Raw genomic sequence first — 25,040 nt, 5'->3', positions numbered from 1 at the left:
CTGGCCGGTTTCAAATATCGCCATACCAGGACCGCCCATCGCGGGTAATCAAGGCAATGGAGCTCATTGGCCCCCAGGAACCTGCAGCGTAAGGTTTGGGTGCATCACCAGAACGCTTCCAGCCAGCAATCAACTGGTCGCACCAGCGCCATGCGTACTCGATTTCGTCCTTGCGCACGAACAGGTTCTGGTTACCCTGCATCACTTCAAGCAACAGCCGCTCGTACGCGTCAGGAATACGCGAGCTGCGGCTGTCCGACAGGTTGAGCTGCAGCGGGCCGCTCTTGAGGTGCATGCCTTTGTCCAGGCCCTGCTCCTTGGTCATCACACGCAGTGAGATGCTTTCGTCCGGTTGCAGGCGGATGATCAGCTTGTTGCTGATCTGAAGCCGCTGCTCGGGTGCAAAGATGTAGTGCGGCGGCTCTTTGAAGTGGATGACGATCTGGGACAGCTTCTGGGGCATGCGCTTGCCCGTGCGCAGGTAGAAGGGAACGCCCGCCCAGCGCCAGTTACGGATATCTGCACGCAGGGCCACAAAGGTTTCAGTGTCGCTCTGGGTGTTGGAGTTTTCCTCCTCCAGGTACCCTGGCACGCCACGGCCTTCGCTGTAGCCGGCAATGTATTGCCCACGAACCACATGGGTACTCAACCCCTCGCCTGTGATAGGCGCGAGCGCTTTGAGCACTTTCACTTTCTCGTCTCGAATAGCGTCTGCCGAGAGGTCTGCGGGAGGGTCCATTGCGATCAGACACAGCAACTGAAGCAGGTGGTTCTGCACCATGTCGCGCAGTTGGCCTGCCTTGTCAAAATAGCCCCAGCGCCCTTCGATGCCGACTTTCTCGGCAACGGTGATCTCTACGTGAGAGATGTAGTTCTGGTTCCACTGGGTCTCGAACAGGCTGTTGGCAAAGCGCAGGGCAATCAGGTTCTGAACCGTTTCCTTGCCCAGGTAATGGTCGATACGGTACACCCGGTTTTCCGGGAAGTAATGCGCCACCGCGTCATTTACGCGGCGTGAAGATTCAAGGTCATGGCCGATGGGCTTTTCCAGCACCACCCGGGTGCGCTCCGCCAGGCCGGCCTTGGCGAGGTTTTCGCAAATCGCGCCGTACACTGCGGCGGGTGTAGCGAAGTAGGCGATGACTTGGGCCGGGCCAATGCGCTCGGCCAGGACGGCATAGTCCTCGGCAAGCAGAAAGTCGACGTGCAGGTATTCAAGGCGGGCCTTGAAACGTGCCAGGTGGTCGTCGTCCAATTCTGCTGCGGGTACAAACTCATGCAGCTGCTCGTCAATTCTTGCCAGGTGCGTAGCGGTGTCACCTGGCTCACGAGCGAGGGCGAACAACCGAGTCTCGGGGTGGAGCAGGCCTGCCCGTTCCAACTGGTACAGCGCTGGAAACAGCTTGCGCAGGGCCAGGTCACCGAGGGCGCCGAATAAAGCGAAGGTGCAAGGTTCGGAAATTGACAGCATGATATGGGTTCTTTTATCAAGTTGGACGAGTATTACGGGTTTGAGGCCCGTGAATCAAGCCAAAAGTAGTAATAAAACAACAAGCCCAGTGCTTGCTGCATCTGTACTGGTGATTGGCGGGCCCCATCAGTACGATAGACCACCCATTTCCCCCACCGCACAGGGCGCCGCGCGAGAAAACGACCCGCGGTGCCCCGCAGTGCCAGTGGCTCACAGGAGAGTACATGGATCGCGTGCGCAACCTACTGGAGCAGATCCAGGGTCGCCTTGAAGACCTGAACAAAGCTGAGCGCAAGGTTGCCGAGGTCATTCTAAGCAATCCCCAGCAGGCCACCCGGTTCAGTATCGCCGCCCTTGCCCAGGCCGCCAAGGTCAGTGAGCCTACGGTAAACCGATTCTGCCGGTCCTTCGAGGTCAGCGGCTACCCTGAACTGAAACTTCAACTGGCCCAAAGCCTGGCCAGCGGCGCTGCTTATGTGAGCCGTGCCGTAGCGCCAGACGATGACCCTGCCGCCTATACACAAAAGATTTTTTCCAGCGCCATTGCGTCGCTGGACAGCGTTTATCAGCAATTGGACCCACAACTGATCAGCCGAGCAGTGGACATGATGATCCAGGCCCGGCAGATCCATTTCTTCGGGCTGGGTGCTTCCGCCCCTGTGGCCGTAGACGCTCAGCACAAGTTTTTCCGCTTCAACTTGCCGGTCTCCGCCCATGCAGACGTATTGATGCAACGCATGCTGGCTTCGGTGGCGCACACGGGAGAGCTCTTTGTGATCATTTCCTACACCGGGCGCACTCGCGAACTGGTAGAGGTGGCGCGTATTGCCAGGGAGAATGGCGCGTCGGTACTGGGCCTGACCTCGGCAGGTTCGCCGCTAGCGCAGGCCAGCAGCCTCAGCCTGAACATCCCATTGCCTGAAGACACGGACATCTACATGCCCATGACCTCGCGCATTATTCAATTGACGGTGCTGGATGTGCTGGCTACAGGCATGACCCTGCGCCGTGGCTCGGATTTCCAGCCACATTTGCGCAAGATCAAGGAAAGCCTGAACGCCAGCCGCTACCCCCTAGAAGAGGGCTGATAGCAGCCGGCTGTGCTGTCGCCTGAAGGCGACAGCGTGCTACAGGGTTAGAACTTGGACTGCACTTTCAAACCGGCAACCAGGGCGTTGTCCACATCGTCCACGCCACCTGGGCGCTTGATGTACTGCAGGTTGGGGCGCACGGTGAGCCAGTTGGTGACGTGGAAGCCGTAGTAGATTTCCGCGTCGTACTCGCTGCTGCGGATTGGAACGAACGTTGGATTGTCGTAGTCGTCGATGCCGTTCAGGGCATTGGCGAGGCGGGCATTGTCCGAGACGTCATCGTTAACATGGATACGCGCCAGGCCTACACCGATGTCGTCTTTAGGGCGGCCATCGAACAAGCCCTTATACACAAAGCCAACTTGCTGGTAGTTGTCGACCACGGTGGTAGCTTTGTCATGCACGGTGGCGTTGGCAAAGATGCTCAGGCCACGGCTTGGGTCACCATTGTGGCTGGTCAACTGCTGCTGGGCCACGATCCAGGCACCGTGCTTGCTGCCATGGCGGCGGAAATCGCCCCCGCTGGCGGCTTGCAGTTGGCCGTCTTCGCCTTCGGACACGTCGTTGGCTTTGGCTGTGCTGTAGTAGTAACCGGCACGGTACTCGCCTGGCAGGCCATTGACCGAGGGTGACCACACCACTTCCACTGGGATGATGGCGCCTTTGGTACCGCTGCCACTGAGCTTCCAGGCATTACCTGTTTCCAGGTAGGACGGGTTCTGCTCATACGCACCGATTTGTGCGTAGAACTCTGGCGTGATGTTGTACTTCACGCGCAGTGCCCATTGAGACACAGGCCAGTTGTACCAGATGTCGCCAATCCAGTTACCCACTTGAGAACCGCAGAACGCCAGGTTCTGGAAATCGCATGGGAAGCTGTTGAAGTCCTCGCCTTCGCCGAAGCGGCCGAACTTCACATCTAGCTTGTCGTCCAGGAAGGTCTGCTTGACCCACATCTGGGTGAGCCGCCAGGTTTGGCCGCGGCCCCAGACTTCCTGGGAAGAGCTGAGGGTGCCGGCACGAGGGTCGCCAATGCGGTCATTGCTGATGTTGCGACCACTACGCTCGGTGACCGCCAGCTTGAACTCCGCACCATGCCAGCCGAACAGCTTTTCCAGGTCCAGCTGCACGCCTAGGGCGAACTGGTCGGAATAACGGGCAGTACGGTCGTCGTTGTAGCCACCATTGAGGTTGGTGGCCGCTTCACCGACGTATTCGAGGGTGAAGTCATAGCCTTTGTCGTACAGCTCATGGCGCAACCCGCCCCAGTCGCCGGTGCCGTATTGGGAGGCATCGTAGGGCTTGGCGGCATAGGCCGTTGTAGCCAGCCCCATGGCGCCGAGCACCGACAGCTGGCGTGCCAGCCGGAAGGTCCTTTTTTTAGTGGTAATTTGCTTCTTCATTCCCTGGCTACCCTCGTTGTTTTATTGTTATTAAAACGCTCTGTTGTGTGCCTTTGTGTGTTGGCACGCTCTTAATGGCGGCCGGCGAACCGGGCCACGTTGTCATCTGACGGCTGTATGGCAGCAGCCTCCGTCACACCAAGCCGTTCACCCGTAACGGCGTCGAACAACAGCACCTTGCTTGGGTCGAAACGTACATCAAGTGTTTCGCCTACCACGGGGGCGTCGTCTGGTGCCACGCGGCAACACACCTTGGTGTCGTTCAAGGTCACGAACACCAAGGTGTCCGGGCCGGTGGGCTCGGTCACCTGAACCTCTGCGCGCAGGCCAGGCAAGGCACTGCCGGCTTCCCTGGCTACCACCAGCTGTTCAGGGCGTACGCCCAGGATCACGTCACGGTCTTCGAGGCCAGCGGTATGCACGCCAAGTGGCAATTCGCAACGCGCCTGCCCGCTGTCCAGCACTGCCACCAAACCTGTATCCCTGCGCTGCAAGCGTAGCGGAATAAAGTTCATAGGGGGAGAACCGATAAAGCTGGCAACGAACAGGTTGGCCGGATTGTTGTAGATGTCCTTGGGCGTACCGAACTGCTGGATGATCCCGTCCTTCATCACGGCCACCTTGTCACCCAGTGTCATGGCTTCGATCTGGTCATGGGTCACGTACACGGTAGTGGTGCGCAAACGTTGGTGCATCAGCTTGATTTCAGTGCGCATCTCCACCCGCAACTTGGCGTCCAGGTTCGACAGCGGCTCATCGAACAGGTAGATCTTTGGCCGTCTTGCCAGGGCTCGGCCCATAGCAACCCGCTGTTGCTGGCCGCCTGACAATTGGCCTGGCTTGCGTGAAAGCAAATGTTCAATCTGCAGTAGCTTGGCCACGCGCGCGACTTCCTGATCGATCTCGGCGGTAGGCATTTTGCGGATTTTCAGCCCAAAGGCAATGTTTTCCCGCACAGTCATGGTGGGGTATAGCGCATAGGACTGGAACACCATGGCAATGTCCCGGTCTTTCGGGCTCATGCCGCTGATGTCGACCCCATCGAGCATGATTGCGCCGCCTGTGATGTTCTCCAGGCCCGCAATGCAGTTCATGAGGGTAGATTTGCCACAACCTGACGGGCCTACAAGAATCAGAAACTCCCCAGCGTCAATCTGCAGCTGGATGTTCTTGAGGGTGTCCGGCAAACCAGTGCCGTAGGTTTTGATCACGTTACGCAGTTCGAGCGCTGCCATTTGCCTTACCCCTTAACCGCGCCGGCCGTCAGCCCACGCAGGAAATACTTGCCCGCCAGTACGTACACCAGCAGTGTCGGTAGCCCGGCGATCATCGCCGCAGCCATGTCTACGTTATATTCCTTCACGCCGGTGCTGGTATTGACCAGGTTGTTCAGCGCAACGGTAATCGGCTGAGCGTCGCCACTGGCGAACACCACACCGAACAGGAAGTCGTTCCAGATCTGCGTGAACTGCCAGATCAGGCACACCATGATGGTGGGAATCGACATGGGCAGCAGAATGCGCCCGAAAATCGTAAAGAACCCTGCCCCGTCCAGCCGCGCTGCACTTACCAGCGCGTTGGGCACGCTGACGTAGAAGTTACGGAAGAACAGCGTGGTGAAGGCCAGCCCGTACACCACATGAACCAAAACCAGGCCAGTGGTGGTGTTGGCCAGGCCCATTTGCCCCAGGGTGAAGGAAGCTGGCAGCAATACTGTCTGGAACGGCAGGAAGCAGCCGAACAGCAACAGGCCGAAGAACAGTTGGGAGCCACGGAAGCGCCACATGGACAGCACGTAGCCATTCAGGGCGCCCACGAACGTGGAGATCAGCACAGCTGGCACCGTGATCTTTACCGAGTTCCAGAAGTAGCCACCCACGGTGTTCCACGCCTTGCCCCAGCCGTCTACGGTAAATACCTGAGGCAGGCTCAGCAGGTTGCCGGCAAATACATCTTCCGGCGATTTGAAGCTGGTGAGCATCATCACTACCAGCGGTACCAGGTAAATGGCCGCAGCGACCAGCAATACGGTATAGATCGCCACCCGGTCTAGGGTCAGGCCTTGCTTGAGGCGGGTATCAGTCATGGCGCTTGCCTCGCAGTTCCGAGTAGAGGTAAGGCACCAGGATGGCCAGGATAGCCCCCAGCATCAGCATGGCACTGGCCGAGCCCACGCCCATCTGGCCACGGCTGAAGGTGAAGGAATACATGAACACGGCGGGAAGGTCCGAGGCATAGCCTGGCCCACCGGCTGTCATGGCCATTACCAGGTCAAAGCTCTTGATCGCGATGTGAGCAAGGATCATGAAGGCACTGAAGAACACTGGGCGCAGGCTAGGCAGCACAATTTTCAGGTAGATGGTGGGCAAGCTGGCACCATCGACCTGGGCCGCGCGCACGATGGAACTGTCCACGCCACGCAGGCCGGCCAGGAATAGCGCCATCACAAAGCCGGACGCCTGCCATACAGCGGCGATCACCACGCAATAGATCACACGGTCCTGATCCACCAGCCAGTCCAGGCGAAAGCCTTCCCAGCCCCAGTCACGCAGCATCTTGTCCAGGCCCAGGCCTGGGTTGAGCAGCCATTTCCAGGCGGTGCCGGTCACGATCATGGACAGGGCCATGGGGTAGAGGTAAATCGTGCGAAGGAAACCTTCGCGGCGAATGCGTTGGTCCAGCAGCACGGCCAGAAACACGCCGATCACAAGGCTGATGGCAATGAACATGCCGCCGAAGACCGCCAGGTTTTTGCTGGCGACCCACCAACGGTCGTTTTCCATCAACCGCATGTATTGTTGCAGGCCTACGAACTTGTAGGTCGGCATAAAGGTGGAACTGGTGAACGAGAGGATAAACGTCCAGATGATGTAACCGTAAAAGCCCACTAGCACGACGAGCATGCTTGGGGCCAACACCAGCTTGGGCAGCCAGCGTTGCAGGGCATCCAGGGGCGAGGCTTTGCTCAAGGCCGCTACTGAGCTCATAAACTTGGGTTCCGCTAGAAGCATTCGGGTTCGAGATCGCCCCTGCTGTCCAGACGCAAAGATAGCAGGGGCGAAGGTACGGCGTTACTTGGCTGACTTGATAGCGCTTGCCAGTTGCTTGGCAGCGGCGGCTGGATCGGCCTTGGTGTTGTTGATGTAGTTGGTGACTACGTCAAAGATCGCGCCTTGAACGGCCAGAGAGGTCGCCATGTTGTGCGCCATGCTTGGCTGCAGGCCGCCGCTCTTGTCGTCCGCTACGAAGTCCTTGGCCGCCTGCTGTGCACAGGAATCGAAACCAAGTTTCTCCATGTCGTTCTGCATGTCGGTGCGAACAGGGATCGAGCCCTTGTTGATGCTGAATACCTTCTGGAAGTCGGTACCCAAGGCCACCTTGGCCAGATCCTGCTGAGCGGCAATGGTGTTCTTGTCCTTGACCAGGAACACAGCCAGGGAGTCGATGTTGTACGTGAAGGCCTTGTCGGTGCCTGGGAACGGCACACACTGGTAGTCCTTGCCGGCGATCTTCTTCGCAGCGGTCCACTCGCTCTTGGCCCAGTCACCCATGGCCTGCATGCCCGCCTTACCGCTGATCACGTCACCGGCCGCCAGGTTCCAGTCACGGCCGGCACGGTTGGCGTCCATGTAGGTAGCGACCTTCTTGAGCTCAGTAAAGGCCTTGACCATGTCCGGGCCCGTAAGCGTGCTCTCATCCAGGTCTACGAACGCCTTCTTGAAGCCTTCCGGCCCCATCACCGACAGCACGACATCTTCGAACACGGTGCTGTCCTGCCACGGTTGGCCGCCGTGCGCCAACGCAATGAAGCCAGCAGCCTTAAGCTTGTCGCCTGCTGCATAGAATTCTTCAAGGGTGGTAGGCGCCTTGTCGATGCCGGCTTTCTTGAACACTTCCGGGTTGATCCACAGCCAGTTCACACGGTGGATGTTCACAGGCACCGCAACGTATTTGCCTTCGTACTTGACGGTGTCAGCCACTTTTTTGGACAGCAGCCCGTCCCAGTTTTCCTGCTTGGCCACATCCGTGAGCGCATCAGGGTTCAACAGGCCGGTGCTGGCCCACTCCTGGATATCCGGGCCTTTGATCTGGGCCACACCCGGCGGGTTACCGGCCATGGCGCGGCTTTTCAGTACGGTCATTGCGGTCGAGCCGCCACCACCGGCGACAGCACCGTCTTTCCAGGTGAAGCCGTCTTTTTCCACCTGCGCCTTGAGCACGTCAACAGCGGCTTTTTCACCACCCGAGGTCCACCAATGCACGACTTCGACCGTGCCTTTGCTGTCGGCAGCCTGGGCAGCGAAGGGAAAGAGTGTGGCGAGGGATATGACTGTAGCGAGGCGATTGATCGCGTTCATCGAGTTACCTTTTTGTTGTTATGCATTGCAAGTCTGGCGCTTGCGCTGCGGGAAGTGTAAGCAGGGTATCCAGTACGCCAGGTAACGAATGGATGCAGTTTTGTCACAACTTGGTGACAACGGGCTCCCCCAGGCCAGTGGCAAGGCTTCGCGCCAGCGGCAGTGTGGGCAAGAGCACCGCCTGGAGGGCATGGTAAAGGTCAGGTTTGCCACCCCACACCTGCGCCGAAGGCCTGTTATGAGCGTCCAGTTCGTGATGCCAACTGCCCTTGATCGTATCCAGCAGGTAGGTCGCAGAGAACTCCCAAAAGGTGCGGTACCACTGTTCGTATTCGCTTTCCCCGGTACGTTGCAGCAACGCCGCTGCCGCCGAGCTGGCTTCGGCATGCACCCAATGCATACGCTGCCGGACCACGGGCTGATCGCTCCAGTCCAGGGTGTAAACCAGCCCCGGCGCCCCGTCCACCTGCCAGGCCGTATGGCAGGCGGTTGCAAACAATGCACGGGCATCGGCCAGGAGCCAGGCCGGCGCGTCAAGGTTGCGCAGGCTAAGGGCTGCCTCAAGGTGCAGCAATAGCCGAGCCCATTCGAATGCATGGCCGGGTGTGCTGCCGTAAGGCCGGAACGGGTCCGCCGGCCGGTCATGGTTATAGTCTAGTGCAGGCGCCCATCCAGGGCTGAAGTGCTCGATTACGCGATGCCCATTGCTGGCGGCGTGCTGATGAATAACGCGCTCACAAATCCGCACTGCGCGCTCCAGCCATTTCACCTCGCCGGTTACGTCCGCCAGGGCCAGGAAGGCTTCCACCGTGTGCATGTTGCTGTTGGCGCCCCGGTAGGCTTCCTCGTTGGCCCAGGCCCGATCAAAGGCTTCGCGCATGGCGCCTTCGGATTCGCTCCAGAAGTGCCTTTCAATGATGCCGATGGCCTTGGCCAACAGTTCGGTTGCACCTGGCCTGGCCGCCGCCACGGCAGAGCTGGCCGCCAGCGCCACAAAGGCGTGCAGGTAGGCTGCCTTGCCCTCATCGCTGGCCGTATTGGCGGTGCTGTACCAGCCACCGTGTTCGGGGTCCTGCAGGCAGCCTTCAAGGGCGGCAATGCCATGATCGATGTACCCGGCATAGCCCGGCACACCCTTCACGTGCATCAGGGCAAAACTGTGGGTCATGCGGGTGGTGATCAATGTTTGTGCAGTGGTGTCGGCAAGCTGACCGCTGTCATCGAGGTGGCCGAAGCCTTCGGCCAGCCGGGAGGCCTTGGCAAAATCAGCCAGCCGGGCCGCCTCGGCCGTGAGCCACTGCTGGTGCGCAGGTGCAGCCAGCCAACTGTTGTATGCAGGTTGGAACCTGTTCATGGAAGCCCTTTGGTTTTTATTGTTCGCGCTGGAGTGTAACCAAGGGCAGCGCGCGCCCGGGTAACGAAGCGGTTTTTAAATGTCACAGAGCGGTGACCAAACTGTGCGCTGACCGCTAGCGGCGAGGAAGGTAGAGCGTCACCCGCAAGCCACCTGCAGGCAGGTTCTGAAGAGTAATCTCGCCTCCATGGCTGTGGGCGATATTGCGTGCGATACCTAGCCCCAAGCCATAGCCCTGCTGATTGCTGGACAATCGCACATGGGGTTCGAATACCGTTTCCAAGCGTTGCGCGGGCACACCCGGCCCTTCGTCATCCACGTGGAGCACAAAGGCCTTGGCTGAATCCTCCACAAACAGGTGCGCCCGGTCGCCGTACTTGAGCGCATTGTCGATCAGGTTACCCATGCAGCGCTTGAGTGCCAGCGGCTTGCCCCGGTAGGCGCGGCGCCCCCGCCCTTCCAGGGTCACACGGCCCTCTCCGGCCTGCCCTAGGTAAGGCTCCACCAGGCAATCAAGCACTTGGTTAAGGTCCACCCGCTCGATGTTCTCGTGGATGTCTGTGTCTTTCACGCACTGCAAGGCGCCTTTGACCAACAGGTCCAGCTCGTCCAGGTCCCGGTTAAAGCGTGTATGCAGTGTTTCATCCTCCAGCAGCTCGACACGAAGGCGCAGCCGGGTGATAGGCGTACGCAGGTCATGGGAAATGGCGCTGAACAGCAGGCTGCGCTCCGTCAGGTAACGGCTGATACGATCGCGCATGGCATTGAAGGCGCGGCTGACTTCCATCACTTCGCTACCACCCCCTTCGGCCAAGGGCTTTTGCGGCTCTTCACCCAATGATAATTCGCGCGCCGCCTGGGCCAACCGTTTCAAGGGGCGGCTTTGCCAATGCACCAGCAACCCGATGAACATCAGTAGGAAGGCGCTGGTCAAACCAATGAACAGCAACTGCTGGGCAGGCAGGCCCTCCTCGTCCAGGCTGGTATAGGGCTCGGGCAACAATGAGGCAATGTACAGCCACTCACCGTCACCCAAGTGTATCTGGGTCACCATCACCGGCGGGTTCACCGGTTCCAAGGTCAAGGCGTAATGCGCCCAGGAGCGTGGCAAGTCATCCAGGGCCAGCCCGCTGTTGAATATGCGCAGGTCCTGCGGCGTCACGAACTGCACCGTCAGGTTCACCTGCTCCCCCAATTGCTGGTGAAGCACGGCTTCCACTGCGCTGACCACCGCCTGGCGCCTGGGTGAGGGGCCTAACACCCGCATGCTCAAGGGTTTGTCGTTGAGGGATACAAAGAACCGTGTTCCGCCCATGCTACGCAACTGGTCCAGCACCAGCGGCCGGTAGGCCAATGGCAGAGAGCGGAAATAGCTGACACTGGCCGACATGGAGTGCGCCAAGCTGCGGGCGCTGGTTACGACGCCTTCTAGCTGGGTTTCCCGTAGTTGGGACAGCCAGATCACGCTGGACAGGGTTTGCGCCAGCAATACCGCCAGCAATGTCAGCATCAGCATGCGCCCCAGCAAGGAGCGTGGCAGGGGCAGGCGTTTAAGCAGCGACAACGTGAGCGGCCAGCAGGTACCCACTGCCGCGTACGGTACGGATCAGCCGAGGGGGTTTGTCTGTATCGCGCAGCCGTTGCCGCAAGCGGCTGACGGCCATGTCAACGATGCGGTCCAGGGGCATGGGTTCGCGGCCGCGGGTCGCATTGCCAATGGTGTCGCGGTCCAGAATCTGTTGGGGGTGGTCCAGGAACAGCTTGAGCAAGGCGAAATCCGCCCCGGAAAGAATGACTTCTTCGCCGTCCACATGGAACAGGCGGTGGCTGATTACATCCAGCCGCCATTCATCGAAGGCGAGCAATTCGCTGACCCGCTCGCTGCCAAATTGAGCTCGCCGCAGCAGGGCCTTGATACGGGCCTGCAGTTCGCGGGGGCTGAAGGGTTTGCCCAGGTAGTCGTCTGCCCCCAGCTCCAGGCCAACAATACGGTCGGCCTCGTCGGAACTGGCGGTGAGCATGATGATGGGCACGTGGGCCTGCCGAGGGTGCTGACGCGCCCAGCGGCACAGGCTGAAGCCGTCTTCATCAGGCAGCATGATGTCCAGGATGACTAGGTCCACGCTGGCTGCGTTGAACGCGTCACGAAAGCCCTGGCCATCGCTGACCGCGTGAACCTGGAAGCCGGCGCGGCCCAGGTACGTGGTCAGCAACTCTCGAATATCCTGGTCGTCGTCTACCAGAAGGATGGTTTTGCCGGCAGTGGTCACAGCGCTTATTTCCCGTCAGCCCGGGTCGTCGCCCGTTCGACGCCGATTAGACGCTCAAGCTGCCCCTTCCCGCAAGGCCACACCCGCACCAATCAGGCCGGAAAACTCGGCGGTGACCACCCATACCGGCACATTTGAGAAATATCCGCTCATGCAGCCCTTGTCAGCGAAGCTGTCCTTGAAACCGCTGGCCAGGAACAGCTCGATGAATTTGGGGATCACACCGCCCACGATGTACACACCGCCCAACCCACCCACGGTCAGTACATTGTTACCCGCCACCCGCCCCAGGAAACGGCAGAACTGGTCGACGGTCTGGCAGGCCACTTCATCACCCTTGAGCGCCAGTTCGGTCACCTGTGACGGCGAGGTCGCCTTGGCTACGCGGTCATCCACGGCACAGATCGCCTGATAGAGCCGTAACAGGCCACCACCGCTAAGAATGGTTTCGGCACTGACATGGCCGATTTCATCCTGAATGTACTGGCGCAGCCTGGCTTCCCGCGCATTGCCCACGGGCAGGTCCACATGGCCTCCCTCCCCCGGCAAAGCCATATAGTGGCCGTTTTCCAGGCAGAGCAACGTACCCACGCCCAGGCCCGTGCCCGGCCCGATGACCACGGCAGGCCGGCGCGGCTGTGCCTGGCCTTCACACACGGTCTTGAATTCGCCTTCCTGCAGCTGCGTCATGCCTAACGCCATGGCAGTGAAGTCATTGATCAACAGCAACCGCTGCACACTCAACGTGCTGCAAAACGCCTTCTGGCTGATGCGCCAATGGCTGTTGGTGAACCGGAACTCATCACCGGACACCGGCCCGGCTACCGCCAGGCAGACGGAGCTGATCGCGCCAGCCGCCAGGCCCTGGTCTTTAAGGTACTGACCAATAGCCTGCTCGGGGCTGGTGTAATCGGCGGTGGCAAACACCTGGACGGCCCGGATGGCCCCATTTTCCCACAGGGCGAAACGTGCATTGGTGCCGCCGATATCACCTACCAGTGACAATGTCATGTAAGGGCTCCCAAAGCCGAGGTAAAGGCGCTGGCGCCCTGCTCGGCCGAGCTGAACGCCACGCGCATGAAACTGAACAGTTCGCGACCACAGCCCACGCTGCTGTCGATTGTAGGCACGGCGGGTTCACGTGCGGCAAATTCGGCAGGGTCTACCTTGATTTCAAGGGTCCCGGTCGTGCCGTCTACGCGAATGATGTCACCATCACGCACCCTGGCCAGCGGCCCACCCGCTGCCCCTTCAGGGCACACGTGGATCGCGGCCGGGATCTTGCCCGAAGCACCTGACATTCGTCCATCAGTAACCAACGCCACTTTGAAACCCCGGTCCTGCAACACGCCCAGGAAAGGCGTCATCTTGTGCAACTCTGGCATGCCGTTGGCACGCGGCCCCTGGAACCGCATAACAGCCACCAGGTCACGCTCAAGCTCGCCCGCCTTGAACGCGTCCGCCAGGGCCTGCTGGTCCTCGAACACACGGGCCGGGGCTTCAACCACACGGAATTCAGGCGCCACCGCCGACACCTTCATCACGCCCCTGCCCAGGTTGCCTTCCATCACCCGAAGCCCGCCTTCGGTGGAGAACGGTCGGCTGGCCGGGCGCAGAATGGCCTCGTCCAGGCTGGCAACCGGGCCTTCACGGAACACCACCTTGCCATTGTCCAGGAAAGGTTCACGGGTGTAGGCCTTGAGGCCCTTGCCCACTACGGTGTTGACGTCTTCATGCAGCAGGCCGGCCTCCAGCAGTTCACGGATCAGGAACGCCATGCCGCCTGCGGCCTGGAAGTGGTTGATGTCGGCTTTACCGTTGGGGTACACGTTGGACAGCGTTGGCACTACCTCGGAGAGGTCGGCCATGTCTTTCCAGGTCAACTGGATGCCAGCGGCCATGGCGATCGCTGGCAGGTGCAGTGTGTGGTTGGTGGAGCCGCCTGTGGCGTGCAGGGCCACGCAGGCGTTGACCAATGCCCGTTCGTCTACAATTTCACCCAGGGGCATAAAGGCGCCGCTGGCTTTGGTAATGCGCGTCACCTGCTGTGCGGCTTCGACTGTGAGCGCTTCGCGCAGCGGCGTATTAGGGTTGATGAAGGACGAACCTGGCAGGTGCAGGCCCATCACCTCCATTACTAGCTGGTTGGTATTGGCGGTGCCGTAGAACGTGCAGGTGCCTGGCGCGTGGTAGGAGTTCATCTCAGACTCCAACAGCTCCTCGCGGGTGGCCTTGCCTTCGGCGTAGCGCTGGCGCACATCGGCTTTCTGCTTGTTGGAGATCCCCGAGGGCATGGGGCCGCCAGGCACGAAAATGGTCGGCAAGTGGCCAAAGCGCAGTGCGCCGATCATCAGGCCGGGCACAATCTTGTCGCAGATGCCCAGGCACAAGGCCGCGTCGAACATGTTGTGAGACAACGCCACGGCCGTGGCCATGGCAATGGTTTCGCGGCTGGCAATGGACAGTTCCATGCCTGGCTCGCCTTGTGTCACACCATCGCACATGGCGGGCACGCCACCGGCGAACTGCCCGACCGAGCCCATTTCACGCAGTGCGGCCTTGATCACCTCAGGGTAGCGTTCATAGGGCTGGTGGGCTGACAGCATGTCGTTGTAGGCCGACACGATCGCCACGTTGGCCGCATTGAGAAGGCGTAGCTGGTGCTTGTCCTCCGCGCCGCACCCGGCCACGCCATGGGCGAAGTTGGCGCATTGCAGCTTGCCGCGCTGAGGCCCCTCGGTCGCGGCGGCACGGATCATGGCCAGATAACGCTCGCGCGTGGGGCGGCTGCGTTCGATCAGCCGTTGGGTAACCTCGAGGACGCGGGGATGCATGTAAGACTCCAGGCTTTCAGTGGGACCGTTGTCGGGCGCTGCAAAAGGATCCGCCTGGTTTCAAATCTTTCAACTTAACTGCCAGGGGTCGATCAAAAGACAGAGCCGTACCGGTCACGCGTTGTAGATAAAACAAAATTCTGCCATCAAAAAGGCTTGTTTTCTATTTCTATGCGAATAATCTTGTAATTCCAACAACAAAACAGATTTTCGCGGTTCCGGCTATGGTTTGGAAACGCTCACACTCTGACAGTAGGTAATGCCATGACCATTCGTATCGCAATCAATGGCTTCGGCCGCATCGGTCGAAACGTTCTTCGTGCACTGTATACCCAGGGGTACCGTCAGGACCTGCAGGTCGTCGCCATCAACGACTTGGGTGACAGTGCCATGAATGCCCACTTGCTCAAATACGACACCGTGCACGGTACGTTTGATGCCACAGTCGAGCACGATGAAAACGGCCTGAGTGTCAATGGAGACCGCATCGCGGTGTCGGCGATCCGCAACCCGGCGGAATTGCCATGGAAAGCCAACAATGTAGATGTTGTGTTCGAATGCACCGGATTTTTCACCGACCGTGAAAAAGCCGCTGCGCACCTTACCGCCGGTGCTGGCAAGGTCATCATCTCGGCCCCTGCCAAGGGCGCAGATGCCACGGTCGTGTATGGCGTCAACGATGAAGTGCTGACTGCCTCTCATCAGGTCATCTCAAACGCCAGCTGTACCACCAACTGCCTGGCACCCGTGGCACAGGTACTGGAACGTGAGCTGGGTATCGAACAAGGCCTGATGACCACCATTCATGCCTACACCAACGACCAGAACCTGATCGACGTGTACCACACCGACCCCTTCCGGGCGCGCTCGGCCACCCAGTCGATGATCCCAAGCAAGACCGGCGCCGCTGAAGCCGTTGGCCTGGTGTTGCCAGCACTGGCCGGCAAGTTCACAGGCATGGCCGTGCGCGTGCCCGTGATCAATGTGTCTGTGGTGGACCTGACCATCAACGTCAAGCGTGATACCACGGTTGCTGAGGTAAATGCCCTGATGAAGGCCGCCGCCGAAGGCTCCAAGGTGCTGGGTTACAACACCCTGCCGCTGGTGTCATGCGACTTCAACAACAACCCGCTGTCCTCGATCTTCGATGCCAATCACACCAAAGTCATCGGCCGCATGGTCAAGGTCATGGCGTGGTACGACAACGAATGGGGCTTCTCCAACCGTATGCTGGATAACTGCCTGGCACTGTGTAACGCCAAGTAATGGTTTCTCGGTGGGGCTGACTTGACCGGCTGAAAAGATGAGAAGCATTATCATCTGACCTCCGTAGCCAGGTCGCCCCCCGTGAATCCGTCTCGCCTCGACGCTGTCTTTTTGCGTCACCGCCTTAGCCTGCTGCGCACCCTTCACAGTATGGTAGGCGACCCACACGTCGCCGAAGACCTACTGCATGACACATGGCTACGGGTGTCGCGGGCGCTGGCGGGCTATCACGTGGAACACCTTGAACCCTTCGTTTTTCAAACCGCCCGCCGCCTGGCGCTCGACCACCTGCGTACCCAGCGCCGACACACGTGCATCCTGGACGGTGACCTGCCCTTGCAGGTTGTGCACAACATTCCCCAAGAAGGCAGCACCGCTGAAGAAGCTGCATATACCGATCAGCTCCTCCAGCGCCTCAGCCTGCAGGTCGCTCGGCTTACGCCACGCCAACGCAGCATCTTCATTCAGAACCGGGTACACGGCCAGCCTTGCCCAGCCATTGCTCAGGCGTTAGGTGTCTCGGCCAGCACCGTACAGAAAGAACTCAAGCAAGTGATGCGGATATGCCAGCAGGTTACAGAAAGCATGTCGGAATGATGAGCTGGCCATGCATAGCCGACTTTTGTGGGAGCCTGCGAAGCGGGCGAATGGGGCCAACGAGGCTAGTGCCTGTCGTGATTTTGCCTGTAAGCCGAGTGATGTTCGCAGGCTTACGCCTACTCCTACAAAGGCGGTGCGCAATAAAGCTCAACAACCGCCCTGCTCTCCAAATAAGCCGCTAAAAAAATTACGCATTTGCGTCGCTCGTTCGTCTTGTCTTTCTGCCAATGCAAAACATTCGCATCTAGACGGAGCCGTTCATGTACCACCCTCTTCTATCCAGCGCCTTGCTGGTTTTCGCTGCCGCGTTCGTTACCCCTGCCTTCGCTGACTCCGGCAGCCGCACGTTTCATATCGCCCAACAACCGCTGACCAATGCACTCAAGGCGTTCAGCCTGGTCACGGGCTGGCAAGTGGAGGTTCCTGCCGAAACGGGCAGCGACCTGCTCTCATTGGGCGTAAGCGGGCATATGGCGCCGGAACAGGCGCTGGAAAAGCTGCTCGCAGGCACCGGGCTGGGTTATCGCCAGGTAGGCGAAGGTGCCGCCGTGCTGGTGCGTCAGGCAACAGCAGTGGAGCTGGCACCGATAACCGTCAGCGCCACGCGACACACCCAGGCGGTGACGGAGGTGCCTGGCACAGTGAGCGTGATTGATCGCCAGGTACTGGACCAGAGCAACGTCAACACCCTTCAGGACGTCGTGCGTTATGAGCCTGGGGTGAGCGTGGGTGGTAGCGGCCAGCGTGCAGGCATCACGGGTTACAACATTCGTGGTATCGACGGTGACCGCGTCCTTACCCAGATCGACGGCGTGGGCATCCCGGAAAGCTATTTCTTCGGGCCTTACGCACAAACCCAGCGCAACTACGTAGACCCTGAGATCATCAAACGCGTGGAGATCCTGCGCGGGCCCAGCTCTTCGCTCTATGGCAGCACGGCCATCGGTGGGGCAGTCAGTTATTACACGCTCGACCCTGCTGACATCATCAAGCCAGGCCAGGCCACTGGGGCGCGCCTGAAGGCTGGTTACAGCGGCAAAGACAACAGCTGGTTGAAGTCCGGTACCGTGGCAGGGCGCCAGGGTAATGTGGACGCACTTGTGCACCTGAGCCAGCGAGACGGCCACGAAACCAAATCCTTCGCCAGCCACGGCGGCAATGGGCTGGCCCGTACTGCCGCTAACCCTGAAGACGCGCGCAGCACCAATGTGCTTGCCAAGGCGGGGTGGACCTATGCCCAGGATGAGCGCCTGGTGCTTACCTACGAAAGGTTCAAAGGCAACAACCAGGCAGACGTAAAAAGCGCCATTGGCGGGCCTTTCATCCAAGGCGTGGCGTCGGGCATGTACCGCTCCAGAGGCACGAACGATACGCGCACACGGGAGCGCTTCGGCATCGCCCATGACGTGACCCTCAACAGCCCGCTGGCCGATGAAGCCAAATGGAGCCTGAACTACCAGTTGGCCAAGACCGACGAGCAGACCGACGAACTGTACGTCCCTTACACCCGCCAGGTGCTACGGCACCGGCAAACCTCATACAAGGACCGTCAATGGATCTTCGATGGGCAGTTGGATAAAGCCTTTAGCCTGGGCGCTACCGATCATGCATTGACCTACGGTGCCACGCTCAAGCGGCAAAAAGTTACCAACCTGCGTTCCGGCTACGGCGTCTGCCTGGCGAACGGTCGCAACTGTACCGCAGGCCAACCCAGCCCCAGCGACGCCTTAGCGCCGGAAAGTGATTTTCCAAACCCTACCGTCGATACGTACAGCGTGTTTGCCCAGGATGAGATCCGGCTGGGCAACTGGTCCTTCCTTCCCGGTGTGCGCTATGACTACACCCACCTGAAACCAAAACTGACCGAGGCGTTTTTGCGCACTCTCAAGGGCAGCGACAATACCCAGTACAGCGACGACACTAAAACCTGGCACCGCCTCTCGCCCAAGCTGGGCGTGACCTATGCCTTCACCGAGCAGACCTCCTGGTACGGTCAGTACGCCGAGGGGTTCCGTACACCCACTGCCAAGGCCCTGTATGGCCGGTTCGAAAACGCCGCCAGTGACTACGTGGTGGAACCCAACCCGAACCTGGAGCCTGAAAAAAGCCGCAGTTTCGAAACCGGGCTACGAGGCTACTTCGAGGCGGGCAGCTATGACTTGGCCGTGTTCTATAACACCTACCGGGATTTCATCGACGAAAACCAACTGCAAGGCGGCTACGACCAAGCCACGTTCCAGAGCAGCAATATCCGCCACGCCACGATTCGCGGCGTGGAAGCCAAAGGTCGGCTCAACTTGGACCGCTTCGGGGCGCCGCAGGGCCTGTATACCCAAGGTTCGATCGCCTACGCCCACGGGCGCAACAAGGACACCGGCCAGCCCCTTAATAGCATCAACCCGTTAACCAGTGTGCTGGGCATTGGCTACGACCGGCCGCGCCACGGCGGGTTGCTCAGCTGGACCTTGGTCAGTCGTAAAGGGCAGGTGGACAGCAGCAGCCTTAACACGCCCGATGGGGGCACCCTGTTCAAAACACCGGGTTTCGGCACGCTGGACCTCACCGGCTATTACAAGCTCAGTGACGACATCACCCTCAACGCGGGCCTTTACAACCTGGCCGACAAAAAATACTGGCTTTGGGACAACGTGCGCGGCTACGACAGCGTGGGTGAAGCCTCGGTCACCGCGCCTGCCAACCTGGACCGCCTTACTCAGCCAGGCCGCAACGTTTCGGTCAATCTGGTCTGGGATATCTAAAACCACTGCGCACGCTGTCATCATTTCAAGGAGCGATTCCCAATGCCTCTACAGGCTTCCCCCGCACTCGAACCCATCACGCCCTTGCTGCGTTCGCAGCGCTTGAACCAGGCCACGCATGCGCCCCATGCAGCGCTTGATCACCTGGTAAAGGCGCAGGCGCCCTTCGACTCCCTCGAAGGCTTCAGCCGTTTCGTAACAGCCCAATACCTTTTCCAGGCGGACCTTGAAGGGCTCTACCAGGACCTGCACCTGCGTAGCTGTTTTACCGACCTGCCCCGCCGCTGCCGCGCCAGTGACGCCCTGGCAGACCTCGCCGACCTGGGCGTAACACCCCCCGAGCCGCCACCGGGAGGGCCTGCCTTGCTCAGCTTTGGTGAGTCACTGGGGTGGATTTTTGTGTCGGAAGGGTCGAAACTCGGCGCCGCATTCCTGATCAAGCGTGCCGAAGCGCTCGGGTTGTCTGCCACCTACGGGGCTCGTCACCTGGCAGCGCCTGTAGAGGGCCGCGCGGCAGGCTGGAAACGTTTCACCCAGGCGCTGGACGCGCTTGAACTAAGCCCCAGGGACGATGCACTGGCCCAAGCCGGTGCCCTGGCAGCCTTCCAGCGCTTTACGGTACTGCTGCAAACCGCCTTTGCCCGTGCATAGGCATGAACTCACCGCCCGGCCCGCCCATGGCGTGGCCTGGCCCGATCACTGCCCGGTGCCGATGACCGACCAGCTCCCTCCTACTCGCTCACGCCTGGCTCGCGTCCTTTATGGGGTGCTTGCGTATGTCTGCGTAGGCATTGGCATCGTTGCCATCTTCATTCCTGGCCTGCCCACCACCGAATTCATCCTCATTGCCGCCTGGGCGGCCACGCGCAGTTCTCCACGGCTGGCCGCCTGGCTGGAAAACCACAAGGTGTTTGGCCCCATCATTCGCAACTGGCGGATGGGTAAAGTCATTACACGCCGGTCCAAACTGGCGGCCACCGCCAGCATGCTGGTGTGCGCAGTGGTCATGTGGCTCACCTTGCGCCATTACTGGGCGATCTACGCGGCCATCGGCGGCATGGTGCTGGTCAACCTCTGGATCTGGTCGCGGCCCGAGCACCCTAAAAGGCCTGGCTAGCCTTTACCGCTTGTCGGCAGATGATAAAGCCGTGGTCAAAAAGGCCGATGAGGTGGCGAAGCCGAACTCTCCGCTTTCGAGGCATGCCAGCCCTCGCCCACCTTACCCCCCACGAGCACACCCATGCTGCAGTCCCTGTCCATCCGTTTGAAAATAGTGCTGCTGGCAGGGTTGAGCCTGGTTGCCGTAGTGGCCACCGTTGTTGGCATGAACCTTTACCAGAGCCGCGCTAATAACGCGCTGGTGAGCCAGTCCAGTGAACGCATGCTCACCACAAGCGTTGAGAAACTGCTGCTGGCCCAGGCTGCCGAAAAAGCTATATCGCTGCAAAAAGCCTATGGCGCAGACCTGATGCTCACCAGCGACCTGGCCGAGCAGATGGCCCAATTGAGCACCGCACGCCAACGTCAGAACTTCAACGCCGCCGCCTTGCGCGAAGAGGCCAATCAGGCCTTGGCGCTGGCGTTCAAGCGCAACCGCGACGTACTGGCGGTGTGGGCCGTGTTTCAGCCCAATGCCTTCGACGGCAACGATGCCGACTTTGTGGCTGACCTGGCGCGCGGCTCCAATGAAACCGGCCGCTTCAGCAGCTATTGGAGCCGTTACGACGGCAATGACAGCAATTCGGCCATCAACGAAGATGACCTCTCCAAGACTGAAATAAACGCCAGTGGCCTGCCGTTCAACAGTTGGTATACCTGCGCCCTGCAAACCGGCAAGCTGTGCCTGCTGGAACCCTATGCCGACACCAGCGGCGGCAAGACCCTGCTCATGACCACCCTGGCCGTGCCCATCCGCGTGGCAGGCAAGGTGGTCGGCGTAGCGGGGGTCGACCTAGCCCTCAGCGCCTTGCAGGTCAGTGCCGTGAAGGCAAAGGGCGAGCTGTTCGAGGGCGCGGGCCATATCATGGTGCTGTCCAGCAAAGGCGTACTGGCTGCCGACAGCAATACCCCCGACACCCTGGGAAAGGGTATTGAAGCAGCTTTAGGCGTTGACGGTCGCGATACCCTGCAGCAACTTCAGGCCGGCAAGGCTACGGTGATGGCCCGTGGCGACGTGATTCGCGCCATCTACCCCGTGGTGCCGGTAGAGGGCGTACCAGCCTGGGGCGTGGTGATCGACCTGCCACGCAACGTACTGCTGGCGGACGCGTTGAAGCTCCAGGCTGTGCTTGACCAGTCACAGACCAATGGCACCCTGCAAACCTTGATGGTGGCCATCGTGGCAGGCTTGCTGGGGCTGGTGGTGCTATGGTTGACGGCCTCAGGCGTAACCCGGCCTATCACCAGTGTTGCCTTGATGCTAAAGGACATTGCCAGCGGCGAAGGCGACCTGACGCGCCGTATTCACTACGCTCGCAAAGACGAGCTGGGCGAGTTGGCCAACTGGTTCAACCGCTTCCTCGACAAGCTGCAACCTACGATCGCGCAAATCAAGGCCAGTGTCATCGAAGCCCGGAGCACGGCCGACCAGTCCTCGGACATCGCCCACAAAACCAGCGAAGGCATGCAGGTCCAGTTCAGGGAAATCGACCAAGTGGCCACTGCGTCCAATCAGATGAGTGCCACCGCCCATGAAGTGGCCGGCAGTGCTGCCAATGCTGCCAATGCCGCCAAAGGTGCCGATCAGGCTGCACGGGATGGCCTGCGTATCATCGAGCGCAGCACTGTGGACATCAATGGCCTGGCCGAGGAAGTAAGTACGGCGGTAGGCCAGGTGCAAACCCTTGCCGTCAACAGCGAGCAGATTGGCTCGGTACTGGAAGTGATACGGGGTATTGCGGACCAGACCAACCTACTGGCACTCAACGCCGCCATCGAAGCGGCGCGTGCTGGGGAAAGCGGCCGCGGGTTCGCGGTCGTAGCCGATGAAGTGCGCAACCTGGCACGGCGCACACAGGATTCGGTAGGCGAGATTCGCCTGGTAATCGAACGTATCCAGGGGGCGACCCACGACGTAGTGGCTACCATGCACTCAAGCCAGGCCAAAGCCCAGGAGAACGCTACGCAAATCCTCCAGGCTTCGTCCGCGTTAAGTCGCATCAGTGAAGCGGTAGGCATCATCAGCGACATGAACCTGCAGATCGCCAGCGCTGCAGAAGAGCAGAGTGCCGTGGCCGAAGAGGTAAACCGAAATGTATCGGCCATTCGGGTGGTCACCGAAGCCTTGACCGTACAAGCCTCTGAGGCCGCCCAGGTGAGCAGCCAGCTCAACGCACTGGCCGGCCAGCAGATGCGCTTGATGGACCCCTTCAAGGTATAAAGCAGCCAACGCAGAGCACGTCTATGCTTGACCCTTCGACGCCCCGGCCTGCGGGGCGTTTCTGTCAAGGAGTACGTCATGTTCGAACCCGGCCACCTGCACCTTGAACACAGCCCCGTCCAGCCCCGTGACGTCGCGTACCAGCTGGACATCACCTATGAACCGCGCAGCGACGCCCGTGGCACCATCATGCATTTCCAGGTGGCAGGTGATATTGCTGGCCACGCCTTGAACGAGGCACTGGACCTGCCACGGGACCTGGCCTTCAACTTCGCCAGCGACATCGATCACCTGGCGCGTCAACACGGCCTGCCCGCCACGCAGATCATTCCTATCAGCGTGCATCACCAATACGACGCCATGTTCGCCGATATCCAGAACAAATTGGAGCGACACGCGGGCGGTCCCGTGGACCCGGCGCACCTGCCTGGCGCCTGAGCGTGGGTTTCATCGGCAGCACGGGGGAGGCATAATCCATGGCTTCTGACGTCCAGGCCCTGTTTTCCTCATGCGTATTCACGTCAGCTTTCAAGACCGGGTAGGCATTACCCAAGAAGTACTGGCCCTGCTGGGTGCCCGCAACCTGAACCTGGATGCGGTCGAGATGGTACCGCCCAATGTGTATATCGATGCCCCTACGCTCAGTGCTGCTGTACTGGACGAACTGCGTGGTGCGCTGTTTGCCGTGGCCGGTGTTCAGGCCGTCACGGTGGTGGACATTTTGCCAGGCCAGCGGCGCCACCTTCAGCTTGATGCGCTGCTTGCCGCCATGAGCGACCCGGTGCTGGCCGTGGACACTGCAGGAAAGGTACTGCTGGCCAACCCTGCCATGGTTTCGCTATGCGGTCGGGAACCCGCTGGCGAGCTGGTGGCACAGGTGTTCCGCGACACCAGCCTGCTGGAGGCACTGGTTGAAAACGGCTTCCGCCTGCCCCTCAGAGAAGTGTCGGTGGAGGGCGAAACCCTGATGCTGGACGCCACGCCCATTCCCCACGCCGGCGCGCTCATCACGCTCTACCCCCCCAACCGCATCGGCGAACGGCTGGCAGCCCTGCACCATGACCATGCTGAAGGCTTCGAGGCGCTGCTGGGCGAGTCCACCGCCATTCGCCAGCTCAAGGCGCGGGCACAACGCATTGCTACCCTGGATGCGCCTTTGTTGATTCAGGGGGAAACCGGTACGGGAAAAGAACTCGTCGCGCGCGCCTGCCATGCCGCCAGCGCACGCCATAGCTCACCCTTCCTGGCACTGAACTGCGCAGCGTTGCCTGAAAACCTGGCTGAAAGCGAGCTGTTCGGCTATGCACCTGGGGCGTTCACAGGCGCACAGCGCAACGGCAAGCCCGGCTTGATGGAGCTGGCGCACCAAGGCACGGTCTTTCTCGATGAGATCGGCGAAATGTCCCTCTACCTGCAAGCTAAATTGTTGCGGTTCCTCAATGACGGCAGCTTCAGGCGCGTAGGTGGCGACCGCGAAATCAATGTGAATGTACGTATCCTGAGCGCCACCCATCGCAATCTGGACAAGATGGTGAGCGAAGGGACCTTTCGCGAAGACCTGTATTACCGGCTCAACGTGCTCAACCTGGACGTACCGCCCTTGCGTGACCGGGGCCAGGACATTCTGCTATTGGCCCGTTGGTTCATGCGCCAGGCCTGCGCGCAGATCGGCCGGCCCGTCTGTCGCCTGGCACCGGGCACCTACCCTGCCCTGCTGGGCAACCGTTGGCCCGGCAACGTTCGCCAGTTGCAGAATGTGATTTTCCGTGCAGCGGCCATTTGCGAAAGCACACTGGTGGACATTGGCGACTTGGACATTGCTGGTACTTCCGTGGCGCAGCAACGCGACCGGGAAATCCATAGCCTGGAGCAGGCCGTGGACGATTTCGAACAGGCGCTGCTGGAAAAGCTGTATACCGATTATCCGTCCACGCGGCAGCTGGCCGCGCGGCTGCAGACGTCCCATACCGCCATTGCCAACCGCTTGCGCAAATACGGGATAGGCACCAGCAAAAGCTGACGTTGGCCATTCGCCCCGCTTGCGTCACGTTATCGATACAGCGTCTGCATTTCATTACACCTCAAGCAGCCAGCACCGACTCAGCCCTGACAACGACCGTAATGAAATCATTACATATCACGCCCTGTGCTGCCGTCCCCTCACACCCTTCTAGCCCAGCAAAATCGGGTACTTCATTGCATTGGCAGCCTATTTGCAACATGACAGCGATCCAGCCCGCATGGGCGCGTGTTTG

At 60.2% G+C, this 25,040-nt stretch carries 20 protein-coding genes and 1 pseudogene; 10 read left to right on the top strand and 11 right to left on the bottom strand.

Annotated features, from left to right (window positions below; all coding sequences use genetic code 11):
• Window positions 1-10: 10 nt before the first annotated feature.
• Entirely contained in the window at window positions 11-1,471 is a 1,461-nt protein-coding gene (gene zwf, locus ACSAMW_RS18745) for a glucose-6-phosphate dehydrogenase (RefSeq protein WP_500591562.1), read from the bottom strand.
• 233 nt (window positions 1,472-1,704) lie between these two features.
• Here zwf and ACSAMW_RS18740 point away from each other — a divergent pair, with 233 nt between their 5' ends.
• Entirely contained in the window at window positions 1,705-2,559 is an 855-nt protein-coding gene (locus tag ACSAMW_RS18740; protein WP_500594076.1) for a MurR/RpiR family transcriptional regulator, read from the top strand.
• 47 nt (window positions 2,560-2,606) lie between these two features.
• Here the strand turns inward: ACSAMW_RS18740 and ACSAMW_RS18735 are convergent, their stop codons facing one another.
• The 10 genes from ACSAMW_RS18735 to edd all read right to left on the bottom strand — a co-directional run bounded on the left by ACSAMW_RS18735 (window position 2,607) and on the right by edd (window position 14,781).
• Window positions 2,607-3,896: a carbohydrate porin gene (locus ACSAMW_RS18735; protein ID WP_420708438.1), complete on the bottom strand. Its 1,290-nt coding sequence runs from the start codon at window positions 3,894-3,896 to the stop codon at window positions 2,607-2,609.
• A 140-nt stretch (window positions 3,897-4,036) separates the two neighbouring features.
• On the bottom strand, window positions 4,037-5,200 hold the full coding sequence (locus ACSAMW_RS18730; RefSeq protein ID WP_500591561.1) for an ABC transporter ATP-binding protein: 1,164 nt from the start codon (window positions 5,198-5,200) through the stop codon (window positions 4,037-4,039).
• Window positions 5,201-5,205: 5 nt separating this feature from the next.
• The gene (locus ACSAMW_RS18725; protein ID WP_500591560.1) at window positions 5,206-6,051 is read right to left on the bottom strand and encodes a carbohydrate ABC transporter permease; all 846 of its coding nucleotides are present in this window, start codon (window positions 6,049-6,051) and stop codon (window positions 5,206-5,208) included.
• Window positions 6,044-6,952 (bottom strand): carbohydrate ABC transporter permease, encoded by a 909-nt coding sequence (locus tag ACSAMW_RS18720; RefSeq protein ID WP_168082361.1) that lies wholly within the window; start codon window positions 6,950-6,952, stop codon window positions 6,044-6,046. The genes ACSAMW_RS18725 and ACSAMW_RS18720 overlap by 8 nt, the downstream gene beginning before the upstream one ends.
• 84 nt (window positions 6,953-7,036) lie before the next feature.
• Entirely contained in the window at window positions 7,037-8,323 is a 1,287-nt protein-coding gene (locus ACSAMW_RS18715) for an ABC transporter substrate-binding protein (protein WP_500591559.1), read from the bottom strand.
• Between the two features lie 103 nt (window positions 8,324-8,426).
• Window positions 8,427-9,677: a D-mannose isomerase gene (locus ACSAMW_RS18710; protein ID WP_500591558.1), complete on the bottom strand. Its 1,251-nt coding sequence runs from the start codon at window positions 9,675-9,677 to the stop codon at window positions 8,427-8,429.
• A 115-nt stretch (window positions 9,678-9,792) separates the two neighbouring features.
• Window positions 9,793-11,193 carry an ATP-binding protein gene (locus ACSAMW_RS18705; RefSeq protein WP_500594075.1) on the bottom strand — a complete coding sequence of 467 codons (1,401 nt, stop codon included), beginning with the start codon at window positions 11,191-11,193 and terminating at the stop codon, window positions 9,793-9,795.
• 34 nt (window positions 11,194-11,227) lie between these two features.
• Complete coding sequence (locus ACSAMW_RS18700; protein WP_168082367.1) at window positions 11,228-11,947, bottom strand: response regulator; 720 nt, start codon at window positions 11,945-11,947, stop codon at window positions 11,228-11,230.
• A gap of 54 nt (window positions 11,948-12,001) precedes the next feature.
• Window positions 12,002-12,958 carry a glucokinase gene (locus ACSAMW_RS18695; protein ID WP_500591557.1) on the bottom strand — a complete coding sequence of 319 codons (957 nt, stop codon included), beginning with the start codon at window positions 12,956-12,958 and terminating at the stop codon, window positions 12,002-12,004.
• Complete coding sequence (gene edd / locus ACSAMW_RS18690; RefSeq protein WP_500591556.1) at window positions 12,955-14,781, bottom strand: phosphogluconate dehydratase; 1,827 nt, start codon at window positions 14,779-14,781, stop codon at window positions 12,955-12,957. Before edd ends, ACSAMW_RS18695 begins: the two co-directional genes overlap by 4 nt.
• Before the next feature lie 264 nt (window positions 14,782-15,045).
• Here edd and gap point away from each other — a divergent pair, with 264 nt between their 5' ends.
• The 9 genes and pseudogenes from gap (at window position 15,046) to gcsR (ending at window position 24,805) form a co-directional block, all read left to right on the top strand.
• Window positions 15,046-16,047: a type I glyceraldehyde-3-phosphate dehydrogenase gene (gap, locus tag ACSAMW_RS18685; protein ID WP_500591555.1), complete on the top strand. Its 1,002-nt coding sequence runs from the start codon at window positions 15,046-15,048 to the stop codon at window positions 16,045-16,047.
• An 81-nt stretch (window positions 16,048-16,128) separates the two neighbouring features.
• On the top strand, window positions 16,129-16,644 hold the full coding sequence (locus ACSAMW_RS18680; RefSeq protein WP_500591554.1) for an RNA polymerase sigma factor: 516 nt from the start codon (window positions 16,129-16,131) through the stop codon (window positions 16,642-16,644).
• A 263-nt stretch (window positions 16,645-16,907) separates the two neighbouring features.
• Entirely contained in the window at window positions 16,908-19,406 is a 2,499-nt protein-coding gene (locus ACSAMW_RS18675; protein ID WP_500591553.1) for a TonB-dependent receptor, read from the top strand.
• Between the two features lie 42 nt (window positions 19,407-19,448).
• A complete protein-coding gene (locus ACSAMW_RS18670; RefSeq protein ID WP_500591552.1) occupies window positions 19,449-20,057 on the top strand; it encodes a biliverdin-producing heme oxygenase in 609 nt (202 codons plus the stop codon).
• Between the two features lie 61 nt (window positions 20,058-20,118).
• Window positions 20,119-20,523 carry a YbaN family protein gene (locus ACSAMW_RS18665; RefSeq protein WP_500591551.1) on the top strand — a complete coding sequence of 135 codons (405 nt, stop codon included), beginning with the start codon at window positions 20,119-20,121 and terminating at the stop codon, window positions 20,521-20,523.
• Window positions 20,524-20,646: 123 nt separating this feature from the next.
• Window positions 20,647-21,927 (top strand): annotated as a pseudogene (locus ACSAMW_RS18660) (methyl-accepting chemotaxis protein); the annotation flags it as partial.
• Between the two features lie 102 nt (window positions 21,928-22,029).
• Window positions 22,030-22,785, top strand: coding sequence for a methyl-accepting chemotaxis protein (locus tag ACSAMW_RS18655; RefSeq protein WP_500594074.1), 756 nt, complete (start codon window positions 22,030-22,032; stop codon window positions 22,783-22,785).
• Window positions 22,786-22,863: 78 nt separating this feature from the next.
• Window positions 22,864-23,223: a DUF5064 family protein gene (locus tag ACSAMW_RS18650; protein ID WP_500591550.1), complete on the top strand. Its 360-nt coding sequence runs from the start codon at window positions 22,864-22,866 to the stop codon at window positions 23,221-23,223.
• Between the two features lie 70 nt (window positions 23,224-23,293).
• Window positions 23,294-24,805 carry a transcriptional regulator GcsR gene (gene gcsR, locus ACSAMW_RS18645; RefSeq protein ID WP_500591549.1) on the top strand — a complete coding sequence of 504 codons (1,512 nt, stop codon included), beginning with the start codon at window positions 23,294-23,296 and terminating at the stop codon, window positions 24,803-24,805.
• Window positions 24,806-25,040 lie beyond the last annotated feature (235 nt).

Source organism: Pseudomonas sp. AB39(2026), assembly GCF_059831485.1.
This window is presented reverse-complemented; position numbering and strand designations above follow the sequence as displayed.